The following is a 24,366-nucleotide window of genomic DNA, read 5'->3' on the forward strand; positions in this document are numbered from 1 at the left end:
TACACTCGACGGACCCCGTTTCTCGGGGGGACGCGCTCGTCGACGCCGCGTCCGCGGGTGCCGCTGCCGACACGATTACCCGTCTCGCGGGCGAATCGCGGGACATGAGCGAGCCACAGATCACCCTGTACCGGCTTCAGGCGTGTCCGTTCTGCGAGCGCGTCGTCCGGACGCTGAACGAACTGGACGTGGAGTACCGCTCCCGATACGTCGAACCGATGCACTCCGAGCGCAACGTCGTTAAGCGCGTCTCCGGCGCGCGGAGCGTGCCGGCCATCGTCGACCGCGAGACCGGCGTCACGATGTCCGAGAGCGCGAACATCGTCGAGTACCTGAAGGGGACGTACGGCGAGGGAGGTGCCTGAGATGGTCGACTTCGACGTCGTCTCCCTGCCAGAGACCGACCACGTCGCCGAGGGCGACACGGCGCCGGACTTCACCCGGCCGCTCGTGAACGACGAGTACTGGGAGGACCGCTCGCTCAACGACGCCGTCGACGGGCCGACGCTCCTGCTCTTCCACCCGATGGACGGCGCGTTCCAGGGGACGTACCTCTACAACACGGTCGACGACCACGGCTGGAGCGACGACGTCGACGTGCTCGGCGTCTCCATCTCGACCCCGTACGCCCACAAGCGTCTCCTCGCCGACCGCGGCGACGGCGTCCGGGTCTTCTCGGACCCCGGCGCGGGCGTCATCGAGGAGTACGGCCTCGCACACGACATCGACGGCATGAGCGGAATCACGGAGAGCCGGCCGGCCGTGTTCCTCCTCGACGCCGACCTGACCGTCGAGTACGCGTGGGTCGCGAGCGAACACCCCGAGTTCCCGGACGCCGAGGCGATCGACGACGCGGTCGCGGATCTGCTCGACTGACGCGGCCGCCGGCCCCGTCGACCGACACCGCGACCACTCTCGGACTGGCTCGGTCGCGCACCTGACCGACCGACGCGTCACCCTTTTTCAACTCGGAGCCGAACGAACGCGCGTGACCGCCGACACGAGCGACGACCGAAGAGACCGATCCGACGAGCTGCGCGCGGCCGTCGCCGCCGTGCGGCGCGGCGACCTCGTCGTCTACCCGACCGAGACGGTGTACGGGCTGGGCGCCGACGCGCTCGACGCCGACGCCGTCGGGCGCGTCTTCGAACTGAAGGGCCGCGACCGGTCGAACCCCCTCTCGCTCGGCGTCGCGAGCGTCGACGACGCCCTCCGCTACACCCGGCCGACCGAGCGCGCGGTCGCGTTCGCCCGGGCGTTCCTCCCCGGGCCCGTGACGGTCGTCGTCGAGCGGGGCGACCGGGTGCCGGACGCCCTCACGGCCGGTCGCGACCGCGTCGGAATCCGCGTGCCGGACCACGACCTCGCGCGGGCGCTGCTGGACGAAACTGGGCCGCTCACCGCGACGAGCGCCAACGTCTCCGGGACGGGCAGCGTCACGCATCCGGACCAGCTCGACGACCGGATCCGCGACGGCGTCGCCGCGGTGATCGACGACGGGGAGGCGCCCGGCACCGAGAGCACCGTCGTCGACCCCGAGGCGGGAGCGATCCACCGGCGCGGCGCGATGGCCGGCGCCATCGAGGCGTGGCTGGCGGACCCGCCGGTAGAGGAGTGAAGAGAGCCGGCGAAAAGCGCTCGTTTGAGGGTTTTAGACGGAGAGGTCGCCCTTCGCTTTGATCACGTCGAGGTCCTCGGCGTCGACCGTCTCGACGTCGAGCCAGTGGGGGACGTACTCGCGTTTGTCGTAGGCCTCGCGCTCGTCTTCGGTGCCGACGGTACACCAGAGCTGCGGCTCGTCCGGACCGTGCCAGCCGCCCTGAACGTTGATGCCGAAACAGACCAGCTCCTCGCCGTCGTGCTCGATCACCGCGTCCTTCCGGATGTCGGGATCGCCGCGGATGATGAGGTGGTGCATGTGCCGGGGTTCGCGTGTTCCGGGCTTAATCGCTTCGATACCGCCGATCGGTGACGGCCGTTTCGCCGCGGCGAGCGAGGCGGTAACCGGGAGGCCGACTTAGCCGGAGTAGTAGTACTCGCCGTCCCGCTTCTGTTTGCTGTCGAGCTGTGATCCCGGCTTGTTGATCCGGGGGCGCCCCGTGCGCTCGTCGCGCCGGAAGGTGATCTCGAGGTCGGCGAGGAACTCGTTCATGCCGTCGCGCATGTCCTGGGGCGGCGCGGCGCGCCCGCGCTCGGCCGGCTCGCCGTCGAACACCATCAGGCGGTCGGCCAGCAGGTCGATCATGTAGATGTCGTGGTCGATCACCATCACCGTCGCGTCGTGGTTCTCGGCGTAGCGGCGGATCGCGGTCGTCGCCCGCACGCGCTGCTCCACGTCGAGGTGCGCGGAGGGCTCGTCGAGCAGGTAGAGGTCGGCGTCGTCGGAGAGGCAGGCCGCGATGGCGACGCGCTGGCGCTCGCCGCCGGAGAGGTCCGAGAGGTTCTGCTCCATCACGCGGTCGAGCTGGAGCGGCTGTGCGATCTCCGTGTTCCAGTAGGAGGAGCCGAACTCGTCGGTGATAGACGAGAGGAAGGCGTCGACCCGCATGTGCTGGTCGATGTCGATGTACTGCGGCTTGTAGGAGATGTCGAGCGCGAAGTCGAGCTCGCCCTCGTCGGGCGTCAGGTCGCCGGTGAACAGCTGTGCGAGCGTGGACTTCCCGATCCCGTTCGGACCGACGACGCCGAGCACCTCGGAGCGGTTGATCTCGCCGCCCTCCACGCGGAGCTCGAACTCGCCGTCGCCGTACGACTTGCGCAGGTCGGGGTACTCGATCAGGGTCTCGCTCCGCGAGGCGACCCGCGGCGCGTGTTCCTCGAAGGTGATCGCAGAGGGTCGGATCCGCATGTTCTCGTTGTTCAGGTACCCCTTGAGGTACTCGTTGATTCCGTTGCGGACCGACTTCGGGTCGGTGATGACGCCGTACGCGCCCGGCTCACCGTACGCGACGTGGAGGGTGTCCGCGAGCAGGTCCAGAATGGCGAGGTCGTGTTCCACGACGAGCATCGACCGGTCGGCCGTGTCGTCGTCCGCGAGCTCCCGAACGAGTCGGGCGACGATCATCCGCTGGCCGATGTCGAGGTACGGCGTGATCTCGTCGAGGAAGTAGAAGTCGGCGTCGCGAGCGAGACAGGCCGCGATGGCGACCCGCTGGAGCTCGCCGCCGGAGATGGAGTCGATGTCTTGGTCCATCACCGGGCGGATGTTGAGGCGGTCGACGAGGTCGTCGAGCGCGCCGCGTTCGTCGGTGCGCTCCAGCAGTTCGCGGGTGTTGCCGTCGAACTGGTTCGGGATCTGGTCGACGTACTGCGGCTTCCGCGCGACGGTCACGTCGCCCGCCTTCAGCGATTCGAGGTAGTTCTGGAGCCCGGTACCCCGGAAGCGGTCGAGGACGCTGTCCCAGTCGCCGTCGGCGGAGTAGTCGCCGAGGTTCGGGACCATCTCGCCGGCGAGCCCGTGGACGGCGGTCGACTTCCCGATGCCGTTCGGCCCGAGGATGCCGGTGACGCTGCCCGGCTCCGGCGTCGGGAGCCCGTACAGCGAGAACGCGTTGTCGCCGTAGCGGTGGACCGGCTCCTCGTCGAGTTCCGAGGGGAGGTTGATGATCTCGATCGCGTCGAACGGACACGAGTTGACGCAGATGCCGCAGGTCTCGCCGAGACAGATCTCCTCGGAGATGTGGATCTGGTCCGGGTCGCCCTCCGTCGCGTCCTCGCCGCGCTCGGTGATACACTCCTTGCCCGTGCGGTTCGGCGGGCAGTCTTTCATACACTCGTAGTTACAGCGGTCGGGCTGGCACCGGTCGAGGTCGACGACCGCGATACTGTCGTCGGCCATCTCAGACCCCCAGGTCGACGGCGGACGTCAGGAGGACGGTGTAGCTGATGAACCAGAGAGTAAACGTGAGAAACGCCACGTAGAGGTTGTCTTTGACGCCGAAGTCGCCGACGCCGACGACTTTGTACACCGGGTACTGGACGATGACGAACGCCCCCAACACGAACACCGCGGTGGTGCTCGCGGCGGCGGCCGGCTCGGTGCCGACGTAGACCGCCGAAACGATACCGGCGGCGATACCGGCGAGACAGCAGATGGTCGTGACGACCACGCCGCGGGCGTGGTCGGAGAGGCCCGAGTCGTCGCTCATGCCTTCCGATCCGCGAGCGCCCGTAAAAAGCCGTTCGTTCCCGGCGTCGACCGCGGGCGCGCCGGCTTCGGCAGGCGGTGAACCCCGTGCCTCCGGCGCGCCCCTCGCGAGGCGGAGCGCGCGCGAGCGAAATCGCTGACTGACTAGTCAGTCCAGCGGGGCGAAACAGGCATATATCACTGGTATTCGTCGCGAGATGCGGAAAAAACACCCGCTAAACGGCGTCTGAGCGGGGATGCTGCATCAACATTTATGAGCGTGTACGGTTTCGAATCGTAACGATGGAAGGAACTCAAACGGAGGGCCTCGACGACCTCCCACCGAGCGCCAAACTCGTCTTCAAGGTGCTCGAGTACAACGGACCGCTGACCCAGAAGGGGATCGTCCAAGAGTCGATGCTCTCGGCTCGAACCGTCCGGTACGCCCTCGAACGGCTCGAGGGTATCGGCGTCGTCGACGAGGACGTCTACTTCGCGGACGCGCGACAGAACCTCTACAAACTCACGGAGCCGGCACAGGAGTTCACCGCCGACGAGAGCGAAGCCTCCTGTACCGCCGACTGACGCTTCGTCCGCGATTTTACTGCCCCGGCCGCTCTGTCCCGTTCTCGCGCGCACCGCGGACCGCCGTCGCGATCGTGAGGACGACCGCGACGGACAGCGCCGACGTCGCCGCCAACACGAACGCCAAGAGGAGGAACCAGACATCGGGCCCGAACAGCGGGTAGTCCCGTACGTCGATCAGCGGGCCGAGCAGCTCGAAGGTGCGGACGAGGTACAACAGGACCGCGAGCAGTCCGCCGGCCACCACCCCGATCCGAACGTTGCGGTAGAAGGACAGCGACTCCAGCAGAACCAACATCGGCGGTTTCGAACGCTCGTCGCTCACGAGAGGCCGTACGGTCGGCGCCCGCAAAGAGTCATCGGAACGCGGCGCGCGGGTCCCGAGCGGGGCGACCGACGCCCCACCGGATCACCGACGGCCCGATCCCTCGATCCCTCACGATCGAAACGGACGTTTGAGGGCCTGACAGCGTTAGTGACAGCCGTAAAGTGGGACGGTCGAGAACTGAGGCGTATGCCCAAAGTCGTGCTGTCGGCGTTCCCGATGATAGACCCGGAGACGTACCGCGAGGTCCTCGCCGACGCGGTCGGCGAACCGGTCGACGTCGAGGTCGCGGAGTTGGGGTCGACCGAACGGCTCGTCGAGGCGGCGGCCGGAGCCGACGCCGTCGTCACCGATATCAACACTCCCGTCACCGAGGCGGCGCTCGACGCCCTCGATCTCAGCGTCGTGGTCCGCTCGGCCGTCGGCGTGGACAACATCGACGTCGCGGCGGCCGCAGCGCGCGGCGTCACCGTCACTCGGGTGCCCGACTACTGTACCGACGAGGTGGCGACCCACTCCGTCACGCTGCTCCTCGCCTGTCTGCGGTCGCTGAAGCCGTACGACGACTCGGTCGCGGCCGGCGGGTGGAGCTGGGAAGAGGGCCGCCCGGTCCGCCGGGTGAGCGCCTCGACGATCGGGCTGTGCTCGTTCGGCCCGATCGCTCAGCGGGCGGCCGAACAGCTCTCCGGGTTCGGCGCCGACCTCGTCGCGTACGACCCGTTCGTCGACGCAGACGAGATGGCCGAACGGGGGGTCGAGAAGGTCGACTTCGAGGGGCTCTTCGACCGGGCCGACCACGTCGGCGTCTACGCGCCGCTGACGGACGCGACGCGGGGGATCGTCGACGCGGACGCGCTGGGGCGGCTGAGCGAGGAGTCGGTGGTCGTGAACGTCAGTCGAGGACCCGTCGTGGACGCCGACGCGCTCCTCGCCGCGCTGGAGGCGGACGAGATCAAGGCGGCCGGCCTCGACGTTCTCGCCGAGGAGCCGCCGGAAGACGACCCGCTCGTCGGGCGCTCCGACACCGTGGTCACGCCGCACGCAGCGTGGTACAGCGAGGACGCCCGCGACGACCTGAACCGGAGCGGCGCGGCCGACGTGGCGGCCGTGCTGAACGGCGAGACGCCCGACGGCCGGGTCGATCCGGACGCCGACTGGCTGTGAGACGGCGGGGGTAGTGCGAGAACGGAGTCGGCGAGAGTGGAGCCGAGAGGGCCGGATCCGAAGGGATCAGAGCCGATCGAGCGCGTCGAACTCGTCGGGGTCGTCGGAATCGGCCGCGTCGTCCGAACCGCCGCCGTCGTTCGATTCGTCGTCCTCACCGGGGTAGCTCGCGTCGAGCCCCGCCGCGAGGCCGGGGCCGAGCCCGTAGGTGTCCCGGACCGTCTGCGCGAGGACGCCGTCGCGGTCGAAGACGACGTAGACGGCGACGAACTCGTGGGCCGCGGGGCGCAACACGAACACCTCCCGCGGGTCGTCGTCGTCCCGAGAGTCGTTGACTCGCGCGACCAGCGGCTCGACCGGAAGCCGCGCCCCGCGCACTTCCGCGAAGGTGTCGCTGCCGGCCGCGTCGGCGAAGAGGTACAGCGCACCGTTGGGGTCGCCGTCGTTCGAGCGGGTCGTGATCGAGCCGACCGGCTCGCCCTCGGCCCGGATCTGTTCCCAGGTCTCGACGGCCGCCTCGAACATGCCCTCGACCTCGTCGGCGAAGCGGAACCGCGTCTCGCGGACGACCTCGACGTCGCGGAAGCGGGCGGAGCCGTCGGTCCACGCCAGCGTGGCGTCGACGACGAAGCCGGGCCGGAGCGCGTCGACGGCGTCCGCGAGGTCGCCCTCGTACCCCTCGGCGGTTGCGTACACGGGGTCGTACCGGTCCGCCGCGTCCGGGGCGGTCGGGTCGACCGGCTCGTCGGAGAGTTCGACGAGGACGAACTCCTCGGGGTCCTCGGGATCGGCGGCGGCCGCGTCGGCACCGGTCGGAGGCGAGTCGGCTGGCACCTCGGCGTCGGCACCGGTCGCGTCCGGGCCGTCGTCGATATCCGGCCGCCTGCGGCGGTCGTGGACGCGGAACCGGCCGCTCGTCGTCGGGTCCATACTCGACGGTGGGGCGGCGGGCGGAAAAACTGGTCGGAACTGGAGCGCAAGAACGGTGCGGAGCCGACCACGGATCCGTGTCGTTATGGGGCGGGCGGCCCAAGGAACCGGTAAATGGGGATCCTCGAGGACAAGTCGAACGCCCGGCTCTTCTACAAGTATCTCTCGAAGGTGTACGACCGGATTAACAGCTTCAACTGGAACGAGGAGATGCGCTCGGAGGCGCTCTCGTGGCTCGAGTTCGGCGACGACCCGAAAGTGCTCGACGTGGGGTGCGGCACCGGATTCGGCACCGAGGGGCTGCTCGAACACGCCGACGACGTCCACGGCCTCGACCAGAGCATCCATCAGATGGAGAAGGCCTTCGAGAAGTTCGGGCGACACGACCGCGTGAACTTCTATCGCGGCGACGCCGAGCGTCTCCCGTTCCGCGACGACACCTTCGACGTGGTCTGGTCGTCCGGCTCCATCGAGTACTGGCCGAACCCCGTCGAGGGGCTCCGTGAACTCCGCCGCGTGGCGAAGCCCGGCGGGCAGGTGCTCGTCGTCGGCCCCGACTACCCGCGCAACCCGATCCTCCAGCGGGTGGCCGACGCGATCATGCTGTTCTACGACGCCGACGAGGCCGACCGGATGTTCGAGGCGGCCGGCTACGAGGAGTTCGAACACCACATCCAGCAGGCCACCCCGCAGAGCCCGCGAGCGATCACGACCGTCGCTCGGGTGCCGGAGGCGAACGCCAACGGCGGGTCGGGTACGCGCGTCGAGGACGCGGACGCCTCGGCGCCCGACGCCGAGTGAGCGCGGGTCCGTTCGATTTCATCCCGGTTCGACGACCGTCTCCAGCGTCGCGACCGGCTGTCCGTGCGCGCTGATCGCGACGGTGACGGACCGGCCCGGTTCCAGCGTCGGGTCGTTGGTGTCCGCGACGCGGAAGGTCGTCGTCTCCCCGACGCGCAGCGTGTCGTCGCTCGCGGAGTTGAACGGGCCGGTCGGTCCGGGGTGGAAGCCGGCGGCCGAGAAGAAGGGGACCGGCGGCTGCTCGTCGAGCGGTTCGCCGTCGACGCTGACGCGGACCGTCACGGCCGTCACGTCTATCGGGTCCCCGCCGCGGTGCTCGATCGCGATCCGGTCGTCGGTGGCCGACAGCGACAGCACCGCCGACGGAGCCACCGTCGCGGTCGGGGCGTCGAGCGCGGCGGCCGCGACGCCGCCGGCCAGAACGACGGTGATCGCGAGCAGTAGCACGCCGGCGACGGGCGCCATCCCTCGGGCGCGGCGAACGGTTGGTGACACGGGGGTAGTGGCGCGGTCTCGCGTAAAAGGGTCGGCCTGGCGCGGGCGGTCACTCGTCGCCGACCGGCCGCGGCGTCGGGAGGGGCTCGATGCCGCCGACGACGACCACGCGGGGCTCGTCGACCACCGTGATGCGGTACGTCTCGGCCGGGGAGAGCGTCCGCACGACGCCGGCGTCGTTCGTCGTCCCGATCGCGCGGCTGTCGCCGTCGCCGACCGACTTGGTGACCGTGACGCCGGAGACGGGGTCGCCCGTCTCCTCGTCGAGGACGGTGACGGTCACCGGCCCGCCGGCGTAGGTCCGCTCGACGGTGACGTTGAACCCGTCGCCCGCGGTCGTGATCGGCTCGCTGCCGGGGAACGCGGCGAGGTTCATTCGCTGGTGTTCGACGAACACCTGCTCGGTTCCGCCGCTGACGAAGGTGCGCAGGGTGCCGATCTCGTGCGGGATCGTGATCCGCTGGACCGCGCCGGCGCCGAAGGCGTCGGGCTCGCGGAGCGCGGCCGTCTCGGGGTACGCCGCCTCGGTCACTTCGATCGCCGCGTCGTTCGAGATGGGGCCGCCGCCGCGGTCCCAGCGGTCCGTCCGGAACACCTCTCGGACGTACTCGCCGTCGGAGACCGTCGCGAGCACGATCGCCCCCTGACTGGACTCGACGTACATGTCGGTCGGCGGCGACTGCCCCCGAGCGGTCGCGAGCGCGCGGTCGCGGACGGGCCCCTCGTACACCTGAAGCGCCACCTGAAGCTCGTCGAGGCGGGCGGGAGAGCTGAAGTCGTCGGTCGCCTCGGCGAGCGCGTCGATCTCGTCGAGCCGCTCGTCGTACTCGCGGGCGGTGGCGGCCACGCGGACGAGCTCGTCGACCAGTTGGCGGTCGGTGAGTTCGCCGGCCGCGTGCGCGCTGAAGGCCTCGGTCTGCCGGTCGTTGAGCGCCACCTCCGCGCGCTCGACGCGGTTGATCTCGGCCAGAATCTGCTGTTGGCGCTCGACGTTCGTCTCGGCGCGTTCGATCCGGTCCACGACGGACGCGGTCTCGACCGCGGCGTCGGCGTCGGCGGTCGCGAACCCGAGCGACGACCCGAGGTCCGGCCCGCGGGTGTACTGGCTGACGCGCGTCTCCGCCCCCGGCGGGACCGAGAGCGTTCGAAGCATGAGGTTCGCCCGGTCGATCTGCGGCGTCGTCTGTCCGGGAGCGGCCGCCGCGGGCTCGGTTGACTGCGGGAAGCCGATCGGGGGAGTCGAACCGGCCGAGGGCGTCGACTCCACGGACCGCGCCGAATCCAGGGACCGCGCCGAATCCAGGGACTGCGCCGGATCCGCTGCCTGCGGGGCGCCGACGGGGGCGGTGACGCCGGCGACCGGCGCCACCAACAGCAGGATCGCGACCACGGCGGTCGGGAGGGCTCTCATCGTTTTCCGGGTTCGGCCCGCAATATAAAAAATCCACCCACTACGGCCGACCGGCGGCGTCGACGCGGTGCCGCCGACGGCCGGGACGAGGAGGTTCGGCCGGACATCCTGTCAAAAAATAGCGTATGGAAAGCGTTTTGCCCGGTGCCCGAGTGACCGGAAACGTATGCGGAGCCCCGCCCTTCGCGCGCTCTTGATCGCGGTCGTCGCACTCGCGCTCGTCGCGAGCGCCGGCGGCGCGGTCAACGGCGCGGCCACGACCTCCTCCATCCTCGGCGCGGACGAGAACCCCGCCCACGTCTCGGCGGCCGCCGACGCGCCGCGCGCTGACGACTCACTCCGGGACCGCCCGACCGCGGTCCGACGGCAGACGGACGACGCCATCACCTCGCCGTCCGCGACGCGGATCCGACTGGAGTTGAACCCCGACCGGAGCGCCGACTGGTCCGTCGCGGTGCGGTACTCGCTGGGGGACGAGAACGAGACCGCCGCGTTCGAGACCGCCGGCGAGCGGTTCGAGGACGGCGAGGTCGGCCCCGACGCCGAGATGTTCGAAGGGTTCCGCCGCGCGGCGAACCGGAACGTCGACCGGTCGATGGCGATCCGAGGGGTCGAGCGCGACTTCGAGGTCTACGAGGACCCGAGTCGGTTCGACGTCGCCACGGAAGACGCGGTCGCGGTCGGCGAGTTCCGTCTGCGCTTCACCTGGACGGCGTTTCTCGCACAGGACGGCGAGAGCCTCGTCCTCGGAGACGCGCTGACGACGCCCGGCAACGAGACGTGGCTGCGCAGCCTCGAAGCGGACCAGACGCTGGAGGTGGCGACGCCGGAGGGGTACACGGTCACCGGAACGCCCAGCACCGCCGTGACGCAGCTCTCGGACGGAGACGTGATCATCGAAGGGCCACAGACGTTCGACGGCGGCGAGCCTGTAGCGATCGTGTACGGGCCCGCGGGAGTGGCGGCCCCGCCGTGGGGGCTGTTGATGGCCGCGATCGTGCTCGCCGCGACGCTCGTCGCCGGGAGCGTCGTGGGATACCGCCGCATCAACGCCGACGAAGACGACACCGGAGAATCCGCGGCGAACGGCGGCATGCGGGCGCCGGACGACGACCGGAGTCCCAGCGGCGTCGTCGACGCCGGAGGAACTACCGAGGGCGACGTGGTCGACGACTCCCCCGGCGAGGCGGGCGACGGCGACGAGGAGGGGCCGGACCTCTCGCTGCTCTCGGACGAAGAGCGCGTCGAGCGACTCCTCGAAACCAACGGCGGGCGGATGCGACAGGCCGACATCGTCGCCGAGACCGGCTGGTCGGACGCGAAGGTGTCGCAGTTGCTCTCGGCGATGGCCGACGACGGCCGCGTCGAGAAGCTCCGGCTGGGGCGCGAGAACCTCATCTCGCTGCCCGACGACGAGGACGGAGCGAGCGACGACGACGACGGAACGGGCGGCGGCGACCGCTAGGGCCCGACCGCGTCGTCGATAGCGAGGGCCGCACGGGACGGCTATCGGCTCGACGACGGGATCCGAGCGGTACTGAGAGCGGAGAAACCGCTGTCCCGCCGTCGTCCGTTCCGAAAACCATTACACGCCGAGCGACCGAGTATTGATCATGAAGGTTCTGGTGACCGTCAAGGAGGTCGCGGAGGCGGACGACGACTTCGCGATCGAGGGGACCGACATCGCCGAGTCCGACCTCGAGTACGACCTCAACGAGTGGGACGACTACGCCGTCGAGGCCGCAGTCCAACTGGCCGAGGCCGGGGTCGCGGACGAGGTCGTGACCGTCACCGTCGGCCCCGAGCGCGCCGAGGAGACGATCCGGATGGCGCTCGCGAAGGGCGCCGACCGCGCGGTCCGAGTCTGGGACGACGCACTGGAGGGGGCGTTCGCGGACGTGGCCTCGAAGGTCGACCTGTTCGAGGCGGTCGTCGCGGAGGAGGAGCCGGACCTGATACTCGGCGGCGTTCAGGCCGCCGACACCGGCTTCGGCGCGACGGGCGTCGCCCTCGCGGAGCGGATCGGCTTCGAACACGCCGCGGTCGTCAACAGCCTCGACGTCGACGCGGACGCGGACGTGGCGCACGTCCACCGAGAGCTCGAGGGCGGCGTCGAGGAGCTGACCGACGTGGACCTCCCGGCCGTGTTGACAGTCCAGACCGGACTCAACGAGCCGCGGTACGCGAGCCTCCGCGGGATCCGACAGGCACAGCGCAAGGAGATCGCCGCGAAGGACCTCGCCGACCTCGGACTGACCGCCGAGGACGTCGAGAGCGCGCTGACGATCACGTCGATGTACGAGCCGGAAAGCGAGTCCGACGCGGAGCTGATCGAGGGCGACGCGAGCGAGGCCGCGGGTCGCCTTGCGGAGGTCCTGCGGGAGAAGGGGGTGGGCGCGTGATGAGCGTGCTCGTCGTCGCCGAACACCGCCGCGGAGAGCTGCGAGACGTGTCCTACGAGGCGATCACCGCCGGGCGAGAGCTCGCCGACGCGCGCGACGGAGACCTCCACGTGGCGGTGATCGCGGGCGACGTCGACGAGTTCGCGGAGGATCTGAACCGCGAGGGCGTCGACGCGGTCCACACCGTCGGAGACGGCGAAGAGTTCGACCACAACGCCTACCAGACGGCCGCCTCGACGCTTGCGGACCGCGTCGACGCCGACTCGGTGGTGCTCCCGAACTCGGTCAACGGGCTCGACTACGCGCCGGCGCTCGCGGAGGCGCTGGGCGTCCCGATCGTGACCGACGCGGTCGGGATCGACTACGACGACGGCCTCACCGTCACCCGCGAGATGTACGGCTCGAAGGTCGAAACGGCCGTCGACGTCACCGGCGACCGGTTCGTCCTCACGGTTCGGGGCGGTGAGTGGCCCCCCGCCGAGGGGGTCGGCGACGCGCCGGTCGAAGCGGCCGATATCGACTTCCCGGAGTCGGGTGCTCGCGTCACGGGCTTCGAGGAGGTCGGCGGCGGCGACGTCGACATCGCGGACGCCGACGTGCTCGTCTCGGTCGGCCGCGGTATCGAGGAGGAGGAGAACATCGAACTCGTCGAGGACCTCGCGGACGCGCTCGGCGCGACCCTCTCGTCGTCCCGACCCATCGTCGACAACGGGTGGCTCCCGAAGAACCGGCAGGTCGGCCAGTCCGGGAAAGTCGTCACGCCGGACGTGTACCTCGCGGTCGGCATCTCCGGCGCGGTCCAGCACGTCGCCGGCATGAAGGGTGCGGACACGATCATCGCGATAAACACCGACCCGAACGCGCCCATCTTCGACATCGCCGACTACGGGATCGTGGGCGACCTCTTCGACGTGGTGCCCGAACTGATCGACGAGTTCGCGTAGTCCGCGTCGGGCCCGTTCGCAGCAACGTTCTTTTGCTCCGGTCGAGTACCGGACGGTCCGACGGCGCGCGCCGTCGCCCACGATGACCCGGATCCGAGCCACCGTCCCGACCGCCGAGGAAGCGAGAGCGCTGTTCGCCGGGATCCGACGGACGGTCGACACGGAGCCCGACGCGGTCGCGGCGGAGCTGGCCGACGACGACCCGGACGCGGCGTTGCTCGGTCTCGTCGCGGCGCCGTTCGCGTCCGTCGACGACGTCGCCGAGCGGCTGGCGCGGGCGGAGTCGTACCTCCGGGAGCGGGGCGACCGCCGCGCGGTGTTCCTCACGGTGTACAGTCGGATGACGGCGACCGTCCGGACCGCGATCGAGGACGGCGCCTTCGTCGACCCCGAGTGGACCGCGTCGTACCTCGTCGCCTTCGCGGAGCGCTACCGACGAGCACTGGTCGCGTTCGAGCGGCGAGCGTTCGACTCGCTCCCGCGGCCGTGGTTGATCGCCTTCGCCGCCGGGGCCCGCGGGGAGACGCTCGTCGCACAGGACGCCCTGCTCGGGATCAACGCGCACATCACCTACGATCTCACGTACACGCTCGGCGATGTGGGGATCGATCCCGATCGCGACGCCAAGCTCGAGGACCACGACCGCATCAACGCGGTCCTGGCCCGACTCGTTCAGACCGCCCAAGACGCCCTCGTCGAGGCGTACGGAGCGCTCGGAATCGCCGGGGTCGACGGACTGCTCGACCCCCTCGACGACCGGCTGGCGCTGCTCGGGCTGAAGGCGACTCGGGAGTTCGCGTGGCGGAACGCCGTGTTGCGTGCCGATCTGCCGGCGTGGTTCGCCGAGCGATACGTCGACTGGCGGACCGAGACCGTCGCGACGGGGGCGGCGGCGGTCGTGCTGACGCCGGGGATCGACGCCGAGACGAGCGCGCGGCTCCGGCGGGCGGAGGCCGGCGTCGACGCGCTCGGCGCGTTTCACGAGACGGTCCGGCGGCGGACGTAGGCTCGCCGAGGGCCGTCCACCGACGCGGCCGGCTCTCGGTTCGTTTATGACCCCGCCGACCCTCGGATCGGGCAATGAGCGAGGCCGACGAGCAGACGGCTGCGACCGCCACCGGTCGGGAGATCTGGATCGAGAAGTACCGGCCGCAGACGCTCGACGACATCCACGGGCAAGAGGAGATCGTCGAGCGACTCCAGAGCTACATCGCGCAGGACGACGTACCCCACCTCTTGTTTTCGGGGCCTGCGGGGATAGGGAAGTGTGTGACCGGAGACACCCCAGTTTTGACCGACGCCGGCATACGGCCGATAGCGGACGTGGTCGGTGACACGGACGGCTTCGACGAGCCGAAAGATGGGCTTCGAGTGGCAACGATGACGGATCGGAACGGGTTCGAACACGTCGAACCGTCACACGTGTTCGGGAAGCAGGCCGAGGAGCTCGTCGAAGTGACGACCCGTGACGGCGCCGAGTTTCGGGTGACGCCGGAACACAGGCTCCGGGTCATCACTCACGACGGGTTCGACTGGGTTACGGCCGAGGAGCTGTCGGACGGCGATCGGATCGCTCGACCTAGTCGACTGCCGACGCCGACGCCCGATTCGACGACGGGAGCGGCGCTGCGCTGGTACGACGAGATGAACCCGGAGCGGACGGAGGTGACGCTTGCCGCCGAGCGCGCGGAAGTGATGGGTCTCGACCGGACAGTTCCGCTCTCCGCGATCCACGCGGCGACTGACGACGTGGACACGTGGATTGACGATGTCGAAGCGATCAAGCACGTCAGACAGGGCCGTCGCTCCAGATCGATTACCCCGCCGACGGACGTGACACCGGAACTCGCACGGTTCGTCGGCCTCGCGATCAGCGAAGCGAGGATCGACGGCGGTCGGATCAAATTCTACAACACCGACGACGGGCTCCTCGACGCGTTCGAGTCGGCCGCACACGACCTATTCGAGGTGGAAACGAGACGGGGAGTACAGAAGGAGGTTCGATATGTCGAAATCGGTTCCCGGACCTTGACACACTACCTCGAATCCGTTTTTGACGCGTTCGCCAGCGCGAGCGGGGGCGAGGGTATCGGTTCGTCCCTCGTCACGGCCGGGGACGACGCGCGTGCCGCGTTCCTCCGAGCGATGTTCGACGCCGAGGCGCATATCAGCGCCAACGGACTGATCGAGCTGACGCAGCGAAACCGCGAGCACATCACGCTACTTTCGTACCTGCTCTCGACGTTCGGTATCTCTGCCCGACGGAAGGAAGTTCAGAAGTCCGCGACCAACGGGTCGGGGATCGAACGGACGTACCACGCCCTGTATATCTCGGGTGCACAGGATCTACGACGATTCAGAGACGCGGTCGGATTCTCGATCACTCACAAGTCCGAGCGGCTTGCCGAACACGCCGAAAAGCGATCGAACCCGAACTACGACACGATTCCGACACAGACCGTCCTTCGGGATCTCTGTCGACAACTCGAGATTCCGATCACCGATCACTTACCCAAGAGCATTAATCCGGAGTCACCCGGAAGAGAGCGTTACTGCTCAATTCTCGACAACGTAGTCGATGCCGCAACGGAGCGGATCGAAGACACGCAGCGGGCACTCGAACGTCTCGAAGCGCTTCGACCGGAACTCGAAGCGGTGACGACCGTGCCGGCACAGTGGGTCGAAAGTCGCGAAGAACTCGCACCGATCGAGGTCAGAAAGGAAGTCTCCGAGGAGGTCGGTGCGCGCTCGGACCGCCTTCTGGAGTACAGCGACGGTCGTCGGACGCCGCGGGCACATCGGACGGTACAGATACTCGGAGAGCTGGATCAACCCGTCGAGGACGCCGAAATCGACCGCGTAGAAGCGGAACTGAACGAGTGTATCAACCTGCTCGGCGTGGAGTACGCCGAGGTCGTCGACGGTCTTCAGATCGAGACGCCGGCCCTCACGAATCTGCTTCGCTCTGACGACTCGACGTTGACATCGCTCACCCGTCTCGAAACGGTCGCGGAGCGCCTCAAAGAGATCGCCGCGGAGCGGCTGTCACCCGAGACCGTCGAGCTCCTCGATGAGGCGTCTCGGATCGCGAACGCCGACCTACGGTACGACGAGATAGAGACGGTCGAGCGCGTGGAGACCGACGAGCGTGTCTATGACCTGACGGTCCCGGAAACGCGGAACTACGTCGCGGGCGAGGTTCCGACAGTGATGCACAACACGACCGCCGCCACCGCCATTGCCCGCGAGATCTACGGCGACGACAACTGGCGCGGCAACTTCCTGGAACTGAACGCCTCCGACCAGCGCGGTATCGACGTGGTCCGCGACCGGATCAAGGGGTTCGCGCGGTCGTCGTTCGGCGGCGACTTCCGGATCGTGTTTCTTGATGAGGCAGACAGCCTCACGGATGATGCACAGTCAGCACTCCGCCGGACGATGGAGCAGTTCTCCGATAACACCCGCTTCATCCTCTCGTGTAACTACTCGTCGAAGATCATCGACCCGATCCAGTCGCGGTGTGCCGTCTTCCGCTTCTCGCCGCTGTCGGACGAGGCGGTGGGCGGGATGGTCCGCGAGATCGCGGCGGCCGAGGGGATCGAGGTGACCGACGAGGGGGTCGACGCCCTTGTGTACGCGGCCGACGGCGACATGCGCCGCGCGATCAACTCCCTTCAGGCGGCGGCGACGACCGGTGACGTGGTCGACGAGGAGGCCGTGTACGCGATCACGGCGACGGCCCGCCCGGAGGAGATCGAGTCGATGGTGACCGACGCGCTGGCGGGCGACTTCGCGCGGGCGCGAGCGACGCTCGACACGCTGCTCACGGAGACGGGGATGGCCGGCGGCGACGTGATCGACCAGCTCCACCGCTCCGTCTGGGAGTTCGACCTGAACGAGCGCGAGGCGGTCCGCCTCATGGAGCGCATCGGGGAGGCCGACTACCGGATCGCGGAGGGCGCCAACGAGCAGGTCCAGTTGGAGTCGCTGCTCGCGGCGCTTTCATTGGACGAATAAGCTGGTTCCGAGTCTCTACTCGTCTTTTTGTCGATCGTTGACCGCGAATCGGGAGTGGATACCGTCAAAACCGGTCGTGTTAACTTAAGCATCGGTTCCAGCAGACGGCGAAGGCTCGGAGCCATGATTCTGCCGCCGTCGGCTCCGCATTTCTGAATGTATTTGAAAATGAAGAGGTTCTGCGTTTTACTTCTCTAAAGATACGTTCGACAGCATTCCGATTTCCATGACGAGTAATTTGAAATCGGAGCGAGGTACGTGAGAGCGCAGCCGTGAGATGTCCGCCAGCATCAACCAGAAAGAGCGCGTCGTCAACGTGGTGTTTCTCTCTGAGATCGCGGAGAAACACCAAAGTAAATTGTTGGTTTTGAACGGGAAATACGTCAACGTGGAGGAATTCGTTTGTACGAGGATCTACGGCGGCATACAGCCAGAATCGGTCTGAGTCGATCTGAATCGCAGTCTCGTCGACCGCAACGCGATTCGGGCTCGCACCGTCAGCTGGCTGTAGATCGGCCTTTTGAATCCAGTTGTGAATTGCTGTTCGACTTCGCTCGACACCCAACCTCTCAAGATACTGTTTGGTATTCGAAAGTGATAGGCCAGCAAGGTGGAGCTGAATACCGGTTTCAATGATCTCGTGGGGTGTCCGCTCTCGCTCCACAAACTCCAAGTCGATCCAATCAGTACAGACGTCGAGGCGGTTGGATTCGGACATAGAGCATTCGAAATACCAACCGCCTCGTTCTTAACTTAACATCGCCTCAAAACCCCTGCCCCCACTTATAAATGGCTGATAGTTGATCGGCGGTGAACACTTCCAAAGCCCCGGCCGCGAGGCGGGCGCACGCTTGCTGTCGTTCGAAAGGCGCGGGGCGCCTTTCGTGATGACGAGAGAGCGTCGCTCTCTCGAACCACGCCCTTCACTCGGTCGCTCACTCCGTTCGCTCCCTCGTTCCAGTGCTTACGTCGCCTGCGCCCGCCTCACGGCTGCCCCTTTGAGTCCCGCCCCGCACTGCCCGGCACAGCACCTCACGCCTCCCCGACCTCGTCGCCGGCGGCTACGCCGCCGGCTGCCAGAGGCGCCGGCGACGCCACCGCAGGACGCGCTTTTTAAATCGCGGCGGCGCCGACGGTCGGTATGCTCGTCGTCGTCTCCGACACGCACGCACGCGAGGAGTCGCGGCTTCAGGGACGGACCGCGGAGGCGGTCCGCGAGGCCGACACCGTGATCCACGCGGGCGACTTCTACCGCGAACCGGTCCTCGACGCCTTCGAGGCCGCGGCCGACACGCTCCGGGCCGTCTACGGCAACAACGACGACGCCGCGGTCCGCGACCGCGTCCCCGAGGTGCGAACGGTCGAGTACGGGGGCGTCAGGTTCGCTGTCACGCACCGCCACCGAAGCGGTGACACGGGGCTGACCATGCTCGGGCGCGGCCGCGACGCGGACGCCGTGATCTGCGGTCACAGCCACCGACCGCGGTTCGACGACTCCGGCGGACTCCCGATACTGAACCCGGGCAGCCACGCGCAGCCGCGGGGCAACCGCGCGGCACACGCCGAGCTGACCCCGAACGGGGACGGCCGCGGACTAGCGGGGAAGCTGGTGACGCCGGCCGGCGAGTCCTTCGAGACCTTCCGGATCGAGGGCGGTAACGCGGAGTGAAGCGAGGAAAAGCGGGGGGCCGCCGTCGACCGCGACGGCGGTCGGACGCGACGCCCCGCACACGGCCGAACCGGCCGTCGATCGTGTGCACGGTGGCGGACCCGAATCGGCGCGGATCGGTCGCCGGCGATCGGTCGCCGCAGGGTACCGGGCAGGGAGGGGGGTACCGGGGAGGGAGCGGTGCGAATCCGATCGGCCGGCGCGACGGCCGGCGGTTTCGAGCGGTTGAGGGCCGAAGCGGGGGGTCGCAGTTACACGTAAGCCGGGTGAAGACATATACGTGGCTGAGGCACAAACGAGCGTTTTACTCACCGAGCCGATCGACCGAACGCGGCGGGAAACCGGCGGATTCCGGCGGCGCTCGGCTCGAAACTTATAACCGCGTTCCGACGGATTCAGGCGTATGCTCCCGGTCCAGCCGCTGTTCGTGATCCTATTGGTCGGTCTTCTCGGCCTGTTCTTCTTCGGGTTCCTCCTCGTCCGTCGCACGGTGACGGGGCTGCGCGAAGGCTACGACGACGGGCGCGACTGATGGTCGTCGTCACCGCCGCCACGCTGCTCGTCGCCGCCGCCGCCAGCCTGTTCATGGCGTGGTCGATCGGGGCCGGGTCCTCCGGGTCGACCCCGTTCGCGCCCGCCGTCGGCGCGAACGCCATCTCCGTGATGCGCGCCGGACTCGTCGTCGGCGTCCTCGGCCTCTTCGGTGCGATCCTCCAGGGGGCGAACGTCACCGAAGCGGTCGGGACCGAACTGATCGGCGGGGTGACGCTCACCGCCGTGGCGGCCATCGTCGCGCTCGTCACGGCCGCCGCGCTCGTCGCGGTCGGCGTCTTCGCGGGGTACCCCATCGCGACGGCGTTCACCGTCACGGGCGCGGTCGTCGGCGTCGGGATCGCGATGGGCGGGAGCCCCGCGTGGCCGAAGTACGCCGAGATCATGACGCTGTGGGTGCTCACCCCGTTCGTCGGCGGCGGCGTCGCCTACACGGTCGCGCGGATGCTCACCGGGGAGGCGCTACCCGAGCGGGCGCTCACGGCGGTCCTCGCCGGGCTCGTGGGAGCGATCCTCGCGAACGTCGGGTTCGCGCTGCTCGGTCCCGCGGGCGAACAGGCCTCCGTCGCGTCCGTCCTCGGGTCGGACCTCGGCGTCGGCGACGCCGGCTTCGCCGTCGTGAGCCTCGCGGTCGCCGCGCTCGTCGCGACCCTCGTGTACCTCGATCTCGGGCGCGACCGCGAGGGGGCACAGCGGCGGTTCCTGTTGGCCATGGGCGGGCTGGTGGCGTTCTCGGCCGGCGGGTCGCAGGTCGGGCTGGCTATCGGCCCGCTCGTGCCGATCTTCGGCGAGGTCGGCGTACCGCTGTGGGCGCTGCTCGTCGGCGGCGGCGTCGGCCTGCTGGCCGGGTCGTGGACCGGCGCGCCCCGGATGATCAAAGCGATCTCGCAGGACTACGCCTCCATGGGGCCGCGGCGGTCGATCTCGGCGCTCATCCCGTCGTTCGCGATCGCACAGACCGCCGTCGCCTTCGGCATCCCCGTCTCGTTCAACGAGATCATCGTCTCCGCGATCGTCGGCGCGGGCTACGCCGCGGGCGACGCGGGCGTGAGCCGCAAGAAGATGGGATACACCGTCCTCGCGTGGGTCGGGTCGCTGGTCGGCGCGTTCGCGCTCGGGTTCACGCTCTACTCGATCGTCGGGTTCGCGCTGTGAACGGCGGCCGGCGTCAGGCTCGCAGCTCCGGGTAGGCCGGGAGTCGCGCGGACCGGGCGCTCCCCTCGACGAACGGAAGGTCGAGGGCGGTCGCCGCGATCTCCTCGCCGTCGACGCGGACGGTGACCTCGCCGAGGTCGGCGTCGAACGCGACCAACGCCAATGCGATCGGGGCGTCCGTCGCCGACCCGACCGCGGCGCGGGTGACCTCGCCGATCGCCTCGTCGCCGTCGAAGACGGCCGCGCCGGACGCGGGGAGCGCGCGGTCGACCCCCTGCGGGTCCGCGTCGGGGCCGACGGCGGCGACCGCCTCGGCGAGGCCGTCGAGTTCGAGGCCAACCAGGCGACGGCTGGGCCGGCCCTGGTTTTCCACACGTGAGACGACCTCCTGTCCGACGTAACACCCTTTGTCGAAATCGAGCGCGTTCCGGAGCCCTAAGACGTTCGGGACCGTTCCGGCCAGTTCGTACTCGAAGAGCGGCGTTCCGGCCTCGGTCGCGAGCGCGTCCCACGTCCGGTAGCCGAAGGGCGTGGCGTTGAGTCCGCGGTTGATCAGGGTGTCGAACACGTCGCCCGCGTCGTCGGCGGCGCAGACGATCTCGTACCCCTCCTCGCCGAGCGGCGCGTCAGTCGCGATCACGGTGACGCCGGCGTCGACCATCGAGCCGCGGACGAACGAGAGGGGGGCTTCGGGCGCGCCGGGACCGCCGAGGACGGAGGCGACCTTCTCGGTGGACTTGGGGCCGTGGACGCCGAACACGCCGAGTTCGTCGGAGATGTCGTCGATCTCGACGTCCTGGATGAACACCTTCTCTTGCCAGTCGGTCGCGACCGCCTCGACCCGCTCCGGCGGGAGAAAGACGAGCAGTCGCTCGTCGGCGTTGTACACGTACATGTCCGTCTCGATCCCGCCCTGTGGGTCGAGCAGCAGGGCGTACGTTCCCTCGCCGTCCGCGGTCGGGACGCGGTTCGAGACGGCGTTGTCGACGAACTCGACGCGATCGCCGCCCCTGACGGCGAGGACGCCGTACCCCATCTCGATCACGCCGGCGATCTTGCGGACCGCTTTACCGACGCGGACGGGCTTTCCGTAGTGGTCGACCACCTCGCGACCGCCGCGGTCGCGGTACGCCGCGCCGTGCGCGTCGTGGGTGCCGGAGACGAGTGTCATGGTCGCAGAGACGCGATCGAGAGGCAAAAGGGCGCCGTCTCCGGGTGTTACAGTCCGATCCGGTCGCGGATCGCGTCGACGAGGCTCTCAGAGGGGTCTTCGGTCGCCGCCTCCGGGTCGGGGATCACCTTGTCGTGTGCGTACACGCGAACGCTCTCGTTGGTCTCGACGGTGATCAGCGAGTCGGCTTTCAGCGCCGAGAGCCCCTCTTCGACGGCGTCGATGTCGGCGTCGACGGCTGCGCGAAGTTCGAGAACGGTCATCCCCTCGTCGCCGCGGTCGACGAGCGCGTCGAGCAGCGCGACCTCGACGTCCGGCCGGTCGCGGTATTCCGGCTTTGCGGCCATACGTGTGTATTGTGCGGGGCGGACTTTACGTCTACCGGCGGTCGAAGGTGAGAGCGAGAGTGGTACCGAGCGCGTTCGCGGCGTCAGCGGACGAGCCGCGAGCAGGTGCCACAGAGGTTCTCCTCTTTCACGTCGACCTCGCGGACGGTGGGCGAAAACGACATCACGCACTTGCTGTTGTCGCAGTGTTCTAAGCCGAGCGTGTGGCCGATCTCGTGGACGACCTCCTTGCGGACGCGGTCGCCGAAGACGTCGACCGCGGGCTTGGTCGAGACGCCGCCGTCGGAGGACGTGCGGAGGCGGTGCGTGGAGATGACGGAGCCGCTTCCGTTGAGATACGCGAGCCCGAACACGTAGTTCCGGCGGCGGTAGTAGAGGTCCTCGGGGGTGATGCCGATATTCTTCTCGCCGCCGCCCACGCGCGTGACCGTCTCGATGAGGTCCTCGGCGCGGTACTGTCCGCGGTCGGCGTCGTAGGCGGTGTCGGGGATCGCTTGGTCGTCGTGGACCGTCACGTCGCAGTCGTATACGGAACGCAGCGCGCCGGAGGCCTCCCGTTTCACTTGGGGGGTGACCTCTCCGACCGGGACGATGTCCACGAGCATGGAACCGCTTTTGACCGCCGCGGTCATAAAGCCCGCGCCGTGGTACCACCGACACCGTCAGGGCGGGCGCTCGCGGACGCCCTCGACGGATACGGGCGACTGATCGAGGTCGGCGTCGGCCGGCGCCCGGGCGTCGCTCGCGCGCTCGCAGAGCGCGGCTGCGACGTCATCGCGGTCGACGTCGAGGTGGGTGAGGCGGCGCGCGAGGCGGCGAGTGAGACGCGGGCGTCCGGCGAGGGACGCCTCCGGGTCGTCGAAGCCGACGTGACGACGCTGGCGGCGGACGACCGCGCCCTTCGGCGCGCGCTCGGACTCGGCACGGGCGGGCGCGATGGCGGCGGCGCAGACGCGCGCGACGGCGGCGGAACCGCGCCGAACGCGACGGGCGTCGACGCCGTGTACGCCCGGAACCTCCCCGCCGAGCTCCAGCGGCCGACCGTCGCGCTGGCCGACCGGCTCGACGCCGCCTGCGTGTTCACCACGCTGGGGTTCGAGGAACCGATCGTCGACGTCGGGCGACGGACGACGGCGTCAGGGACGGTCACATACGTCGCGCGGTGAGTCACGTTCAGCGCCGATCGACACCGGGGGCGCGGCGGCGACCGTCGCCCGGTTACGCGTCGAACCGGCGACGTCGACACGAACCCGAACGTTCATTCCGCCGCCAGCCGGCGTTGCGGTATGCAGGTCGACGCAGTGGTCCTCGACATCGACGGGGTGTTGGTCGACGTGGCGGACTCCTACCGGCGGGCGATCCTCGAATCGGTCGACCGGGTCTGCGGCAAGCCGATCGACCGGGAGACGGTTCAGGCGTTCAAGGACGCCGGCGGGTTCAACAACGACTGGGAGCTGACGGACGCGGCCGCGCTGTACGTGTTAGCCCGCCGCGAGGGGCTCCGGATGGACGTCGAGGAGTTCACGGACCGCGTCGGCGAGCTCGGCGGCGGGCTCGACGCGGCCAAGGAGGTCGTCGGCGACCTCCCGCGGGTCGCACAGGCCCGCGTCCGCGACCAGTGGGACCGGGACGCTCTCCGTGAGACCTTTCAGGCGCTGTACCTCGGATCGGAGCTGTACCGCGAACTGGAGGGCGGCGAGCCGCCGATCGAGGCGGACGGGTACATTCACGACGAGCCGACGCTCGTCGATCCCGAGACGATCGACTCCCTCACCGCGCGGTTCGACGTGGGCGTGCTCACCGGCCGTCCCGCCGCCGAGGCCGACATCGCCCTGGAGCGCGTCGGTCTCGACGTGCCCGAGGACCGTCGGTTCACGATGGACGACTGGGAGGAGGGGAAGCCGCACCCCAAGGCGCTCGTCGAACTCGCCGAGCGGTTCGGCGCCGAGCGCGTCGCGTTCGCGGGCGACACGCTCGACGACGTGCGGACCGCGCGCAACGCCGACGAGACCGACGAGACGCGGGTCTACTACGGTATCGGCGTCCTGACGGGCGGGCTCACCGGCGAGGCGGGCCGCGAGAAGTTCGCCGCGGGCGGCGCGGACGCGGTCGTCGAGGACGTGAACGAGCTGGTGGAACTGTTGGAGTAACGGTCGGGAACGGCGGCGAGAGGATGGGCCCTGCCGGATTCGAACCGGCGATCAACTCGTTATGAGCGAGTCGCTTTAACCGGACTAAGCTAAGGGCCCGTGCGATTTCGGCGTAGAAGAGG

At 68.9% G+C, this 24,366-nt stretch carries 27 protein-coding genes and 1 tRNA gene; 16 read left to right on the top strand and 12 right to left on the bottom strand.

The genetic code is table 11. The features are described 5' to 3' along the window. The first annotated feature begins 104 nt into the window (after nt 1-104). The 3 genes from ACZ5KW_RS16675 (at nt 105) to ACZ5KW_RS16685 (ending at nt 1,618) form a co-directional block, all read left to right on the top strand. A complete protein-coding gene (locus tag ACZ5KW_RS16675; RefSeq protein ID WP_121595581.1) occupies nt 105-365 on the top strand; it encodes a glutaredoxin family protein in 261 nt (86 codons plus the stop codon). A gap of 1 nt (nt 366) precedes the next feature. Continuing rightward, nucleotides 367-876: a redoxin domain-containing protein gene (locus ACZ5KW_RS16680; RefSeq protein ID WP_343777017.1), complete on the top strand. Its 510-nt coding sequence runs from the start codon at nt 367-369 to the stop codon at nt 874-876. Nucleotides 877-988: 112 nt separating this feature from the next. Then, nucleotides 989-1,618, top strand: a complete 630-nt coding sequence (locus ACZ5KW_RS16685) for an L-threonylcarbamoyladenylate synthase (RefSeq protein ID WP_343777015.1) — start codon at nt 989-991, stop codon at nt 1,616-1,618. A 33-nt stretch (nt 1,619-1,651) separates the two neighbouring features. Here the strand turns inward: ACZ5KW_RS16685 and ACZ5KW_RS16690 are convergent, their stop codons facing one another. The 3 genes from ACZ5KW_RS16690 to ACZ5KW_RS16700 form a co-directional block, all read right to left on the bottom strand. Further along, a complete protein-coding gene (locus tag ACZ5KW_RS16690) occupies nt 1,652-1,918 on the bottom strand; it encodes an HAH_0734 family protein (RefSeq protein ID WP_053771822.1) in 267 nt (88 codons plus the stop codon). 99 nt (nt 1,919-2,017) lie between these two features. Then, entirely contained in the window at nt 2,018-3,838 is a 1,821-nt protein-coding gene (locus tag ACZ5KW_RS16695) for a ribosome biogenesis/translation initiation ATPase RLI (RefSeq protein WP_343777014.1), read from the bottom strand. 1 nt (nt 3,839) lies between these two features. Next, nucleotides 3,840-4,148, bottom strand: coding sequence for an EMC6-like membrane protein (locus ACZ5KW_RS16700; protein WP_343777013.1), 309 nt, complete (start codon nt 4,146-4,148; stop codon nt 3,840-3,842). Between the two features lie 281 nt (nt 4,149-4,429). Here ACZ5KW_RS16700 and ACZ5KW_RS16705 point away from each other — a divergent pair, with 281 nt between their 5' ends. Then, a complete protein-coding gene (locus ACZ5KW_RS16705; RefSeq protein ID WP_004598013.1) occupies nt 4,430-4,711 on the top strand; it encodes a MarR family transcriptional regulator in 282 nt (93 codons plus the stop codon). A 16-nt stretch (nt 4,712-4,727) separates the two neighbouring features. Here ACZ5KW_RS16705 and ACZ5KW_RS16710 read toward each other — a convergent pair whose 3' ends face one another. Then, nucleotides 4,728-5,036, bottom strand: coding sequence for a DUF7536 family protein (locus ACZ5KW_RS16710; protein ID WP_417448588.1), 309 nt, complete (start codon nt 5,034-5,036; stop codon nt 4,728-4,730). Nucleotides 5,037-5,225: 189 nt separating this feature from the next. Here ACZ5KW_RS16710 and ACZ5KW_RS16715 point away from each other — a divergent pair, with 189 nt between their 5' ends. After that, the gene (locus ACZ5KW_RS16715; protein ID WP_343777011.1) at nt 5,226-6,200 is read left to right on the top strand and encodes a C-terminal binding protein; all 975 of its coding nucleotides are present in this window, start codon (nt 5,226-5,228) and stop codon (nt 6,198-6,200) included. 66 nt (nt 6,201-6,266) lie between these two features. On the opposite strand, the gene ACZ5KW_RS16720 is transcribed toward ACZ5KW_RS16715, so the two are convergent. Next, nucleotides 6,267-7,130, bottom strand: coding sequence for a DUF6663 family protein (locus tag ACZ5KW_RS16720; protein ID WP_343777010.1), 864 nt, complete (start codon nt 7,128-7,130; stop codon nt 6,267-6,269). Between the two features lie 114 nt (nt 7,131-7,244). Here ACZ5KW_RS16720 and ACZ5KW_RS16725 point away from each other — a divergent pair, with 114 nt between their 5' ends. Further along, a complete protein-coding gene (locus tag ACZ5KW_RS16725) occupies nt 7,245-7,931 on the top strand; it encodes a methyltransferase domain-containing protein (protein ID WP_343777009.1) in 687 nt (228 codons plus the stop codon). A gap of 18 nt (nt 7,932-7,949) precedes the next feature. Here the strand turns inward: ACZ5KW_RS16725 and ACZ5KW_RS16730 are convergent, their stop codons facing one another. Next, nucleotides 7,950-8,396 carry a type IV pilin domain-containing protein gene (locus ACZ5KW_RS16730; protein ID WP_343777381.1) on the bottom strand — a complete coding sequence of 149 codons (447 nt, stop codon included), beginning with the start codon at nt 8,394-8,396 and terminating at the stop codon, nt 7,950-7,952. A gap of 79 nt (nt 8,397-8,475) precedes the next feature. After that, entirely contained in the window at nt 8,476-9,837 is a 1,362-nt protein-coding gene (locus tag ACZ5KW_RS16735) for a DUF7094 domain-containing protein (RefSeq protein WP_343777008.1), read from the bottom strand. 166 nt (nt 9,838-10,003) lie between these two features. Here ACZ5KW_RS16735 and ACZ5KW_RS16740 point away from each other — a divergent pair, with 166 nt between their 5' ends. From ACZ5KW_RS16740 to ACZ5KW_RS16760, 5 genes are all read left to right on the top strand, one after another. Further along, entirely contained in the window at nt 10,004-11,302 is a 1,299-nt protein-coding gene (locus tag ACZ5KW_RS16740) for a helix-turn-helix transcriptional regulator (protein WP_343777007.1), read from the top strand. 148 nt (nt 11,303-11,450) lie between these two features. Further along, nucleotides 11,451-12,239 carry an electron transfer flavoprotein subunit beta/FixA family protein gene (locus ACZ5KW_RS16745; protein ID WP_343777005.1) on the top strand — a complete coding sequence of 263 codons (789 nt, stop codon included), beginning with the start codon at nt 11,451-11,453 and terminating at the stop codon, nt 12,237-12,239. Next, nucleotides 12,236-13,183 carry an electron transfer flavoprotein subunit alpha/FixB family protein gene (locus ACZ5KW_RS16750; protein ID WP_343777003.1) on the top strand — a complete coding sequence of 316 codons (948 nt, stop codon included), beginning with the start codon at nt 12,236-12,238 and terminating at the stop codon, nt 13,181-13,183. The genes ACZ5KW_RS16745 and ACZ5KW_RS16750 overlap by 4 nt, the downstream gene beginning before the upstream one ends. 82 nt (nt 13,184-13,265) lie before the next feature. Continuing rightward, on the top strand, nt 13,266-14,189 hold the full coding sequence (locus tag ACZ5KW_RS16755; RefSeq protein ID WP_343777001.1) for a DUF5995 family protein: 924 nt from the start codon (nt 13,266-13,268) through the stop codon (nt 14,187-14,189). A gap of 74 nt (nt 14,190-14,263) precedes the next feature. Continuing rightward, entirely contained in the window at nt 14,264-17,200 is a 2,937-nt protein-coding gene (locus ACZ5KW_RS16760; RefSeq protein ID WP_343776999.1) for a replication factor C small subunit, read from the top strand. A 79-nt stretch (nt 17,201-17,279) separates the two neighbouring features. Here ACZ5KW_RS16760 and ACZ5KW_RS16765 read toward each other — a convergent pair whose 3' ends face one another. After that, nucleotides 17,280-17,918 carry an IS6 family transposase gene (locus ACZ5KW_RS16765; RefSeq protein WP_004595436.1) on the bottom strand — a complete coding sequence of 213 codons (639 nt, stop codon included), beginning with the start codon at nt 17,916-17,918 and terminating at the stop codon, nt 17,280-17,282. Between the two features lie 423 nt (nt 17,919-18,341). On the opposite strand from ACZ5KW_RS16765, the gene ACZ5KW_RS16770 reads away from it, so the two are divergent. From ACZ5KW_RS16770 to ACZ5KW_RS16780, 3 genes are all read left to right on the top strand, one after another. Next, nucleotides 18,342-18,869 (top strand): metallophosphoesterase, encoded by a 528-nt coding sequence (locus ACZ5KW_RS16770; RefSeq protein ID WP_343778966.1) that lies wholly within the window; start codon nt 18,342-18,344, stop codon nt 18,867-18,869. Between the two features lie 403 nt (nt 18,870-19,272). Continuing rightward, nucleotides 19,273-19,401, top strand: a complete 129-nt coding sequence (locus tag ACZ5KW_RS16775; RefSeq protein WP_343778967.1) for a DUF7859 family protein — start codon at nt 19,273-19,275, stop codon at nt 19,399-19,401. After that, nucleotides 19,401-20,576, top strand: coding sequence for an inorganic phosphate transporter (locus ACZ5KW_RS16780; RefSeq protein ID WP_343778969.1), 1,176 nt, complete (start codon nt 19,401-19,403; stop codon nt 20,574-20,576). The genes ACZ5KW_RS16775 and ACZ5KW_RS16780 overlap by 1 nt, the downstream gene beginning before the upstream one ends. A gap of 13 nt (nt 20,577-20,589) precedes the next feature. Here the strand turns inward: ACZ5KW_RS16780 and ygfZ are convergent, their stop codons facing one another. From ygfZ to ACZ5KW_RS16795, 3 genes are all read right to left on the bottom strand, one after another. Further along, nucleotides 20,590-21,747, bottom strand: a complete 1,158-nt coding sequence (ygfZ, locus tag ACZ5KW_RS16785) for a CAF17-like 4Fe-4S cluster assembly/insertion protein YgfZ (RefSeq protein ID WP_343778970.1) — start codon at nt 21,745-21,747, stop codon at nt 20,590-20,592. Between the two features lie 47 nt (nt 21,748-21,794). After that, nucleotides 21,795-22,094 (bottom strand): DUF6432 family protein, encoded by a 300-nt coding sequence (locus tag ACZ5KW_RS16790; RefSeq protein ID WP_343778972.1) that lies wholly within the window; start codon nt 22,092-22,094, stop codon nt 21,795-21,797. Nucleotides 22,095-22,177: 83 nt separating this feature from the next. Then, complete coding sequence (locus ACZ5KW_RS16795; protein WP_343778974.1) at nt 22,178-22,699, bottom strand: archaemetzincin family Zn-dependent metalloprotease; 522 nt, start codon at nt 22,697-22,699, stop codon at nt 22,178-22,180. 39 nt (nt 22,700-22,738) lie between these two features. Between ACZ5KW_RS16795 and ACZ5KW_RS16800 the strand changes: the two genes are divergently transcribed. Both ACZ5KW_RS16800 and ACZ5KW_RS16805 read left to right on the top strand, forming a co-directional pair. Beyond that, entirely contained in the window at nt 22,739-23,260 is a 522-nt protein-coding gene (locus tag ACZ5KW_RS16800) for a UPF0146 family protein (RefSeq protein WP_343778976.1), read from the top strand. A gap of 120 nt (nt 23,261-23,380) precedes the next feature. Continuing rightward, nucleotides 23,381-24,244, top strand: coding sequence for a TIGR01548 family HAD-type hydrolase (locus tag ACZ5KW_RS16805; protein WP_343778977.1), 864 nt, complete (start codon nt 23,381-23,383; stop codon nt 24,242-24,244). Between the two features lie 24 nt (nt 24,245-24,268). On the opposite strand, the gene ACZ5KW_RS16810 is transcribed toward ACZ5KW_RS16805, so the two are convergent. Further along, a tRNA-Ile gene (locus tag ACZ5KW_RS16810) sits at nt 24,269-24,343 on the bottom strand. Nucleotides 24,344-24,366: the final 23 nt, after the last annotated feature.

It is taken from the genome of Halorubrum ejinorense, from assembly GCF_055389685.1.

Coding starts and splice junctions, on each gene's coding strand:
- ACZ5KW_RS16675 (WP_121595581.1), top strand. CDS start 105: ATGAGCGAGCCACAGATCACCCTGTACCGGCTTCAGGCGTGTCCGTTC.
- ACZ5KW_RS16680 (WP_343777017.1), top strand. CDS start 367: ATGGTCGACTTCGACGTCGTCTCCCTGCCAGAGACCGACCACGTCGCC.
- ACZ5KW_RS16690 (WP_053771822.1), bottom strand. CDS start 1,918: ATGCACCACCTCATCATCCGCGGCGATCCCGACATCCGGAAGGACGCG.
- ACZ5KW_RS16695 (WP_343777014.1), bottom strand. CDS start 3,838: ATGGCCGACGACAGTATCGCGGTCGTCGACCTCGACCGGTGCCAGCCC.
- ACZ5KW_RS16700 (WP_343777013.1), bottom strand. CDS start 4,148: ATGAGCGACGACTCGGGCCTCTCCGACCACGCCCGCGGCGTGGTCGTC.
- ACZ5KW_RS16705 (WP_004598013.1), top strand. CDS start 4,430: ATGGAAGGAACTCAAACGGAGGGCCTCGACGACCTCCCACCGAGCGCC.
- ACZ5KW_RS16715 (WP_343777011.1), top strand. CDS start 5,226: ATGCCCAAAGTCGTGCTGTCGGCGTTCCCGATGATAGACCCGGAGACG.
- ACZ5KW_RS16720 (WP_343777010.1), bottom strand. CDS start 7,130: ATGGACCCGACGACGAGCGGCCGGTTCCGCGTCCACGACCGCCGCAGG.
- ACZ5KW_RS16725 (WP_343777009.1), top strand. CDS start 7,245: ATGGGGATCCTCGAGGACAAGTCGAACGCCCGGCTCTTCTACAAGTAT.
- ACZ5KW_RS16730 (WP_343777381.1), bottom strand. CDS start 8,396: ATGGCGCCCGTCGCCGGCGTGCTACTGCTCGCGATCACCGTCGTTCTG.
- ACZ5KW_RS16735 (WP_343777008.1), bottom strand. CDS start 9,837: ATGAGAGCCCTCCCGACCGCCGTGGTCGCGATCCTGCTGTTGGTGGCG.
- ACZ5KW_RS16740 (WP_343777007.1), top strand. CDS start 10,004: ATGCGGAGCCCCGCCCTTCGCGCGCTCTTGATCGCGGTCGTCGCACTC.
- ACZ5KW_RS16745 (WP_343777005.1), top strand. CDS start 11,451: ATGAAGGTTCTGGTGACCGTCAAGGAGGTCGCGGAGGCGGACGACGAC.
- ACZ5KW_RS16755 (WP_343777001.1), top strand. CDS start 13,266: ATGACCCGGATCCGAGCCACCGTCCCGACCGCCGAGGAAGCGAGAGCG.
- ACZ5KW_RS16760 (WP_343776999.1), top strand. CDS start 14,264: ATGAGCGAGGCCGACGAGCAGACGGCTGCGACCGCCACCGGTCGGGAG.
- ACZ5KW_RS16765 (WP_004595436.1), bottom strand. CDS start 17,918: ATGTCCGAATCCAACCGCCTCGACGTCTGTACTGATTGGATCGACTTG.
- ACZ5KW_RS16770 (WP_343778966.1), top strand. CDS start 18,342: ATGCTCGTCGTCGTCTCCGACACGCACGCACGCGAGGAGTCGCGGCTT.
- ACZ5KW_RS16775 (WP_343778967.1), top strand. CDS start 19,273: ATGCTCCCGGTCCAGCCGCTGTTCGTGATCCTATTGGTCGGTCTTCTC.
- ACZ5KW_RS16780 (WP_343778969.1), top strand. CDS start 19,401: ATGGTCGTCGTCACCGCCGCCACGCTGCTCGTCGCCGCCGCCGCCAGC.
- ygfZ (WP_343778970.1), bottom strand. CDS start 21,747: ATGACACTCGTCTCCGGCACCCACGACGCGCACGGCGCGGCGTACCGC.
- ACZ5KW_RS16790 (WP_343778972.1), bottom strand. CDS start 22,094: ATGGCCGCAAAGCCGGAATACCGCGACCGGCCGGACGTCGAGGTCGCG.
- ACZ5KW_RS16795 (WP_343778974.1), bottom strand. CDS start 22,699: ATGCTCGTGGACATCGTCCCGGTCGGAGAGGTCACCCCCCAAGTGAAA.
- ACZ5KW_RS16805 (WP_343778977.1), top strand. CDS start 23,381: ATGCAGGTCGACGCAGTGGTCCTCGACATCGACGGGGTGTTGGTCGAC.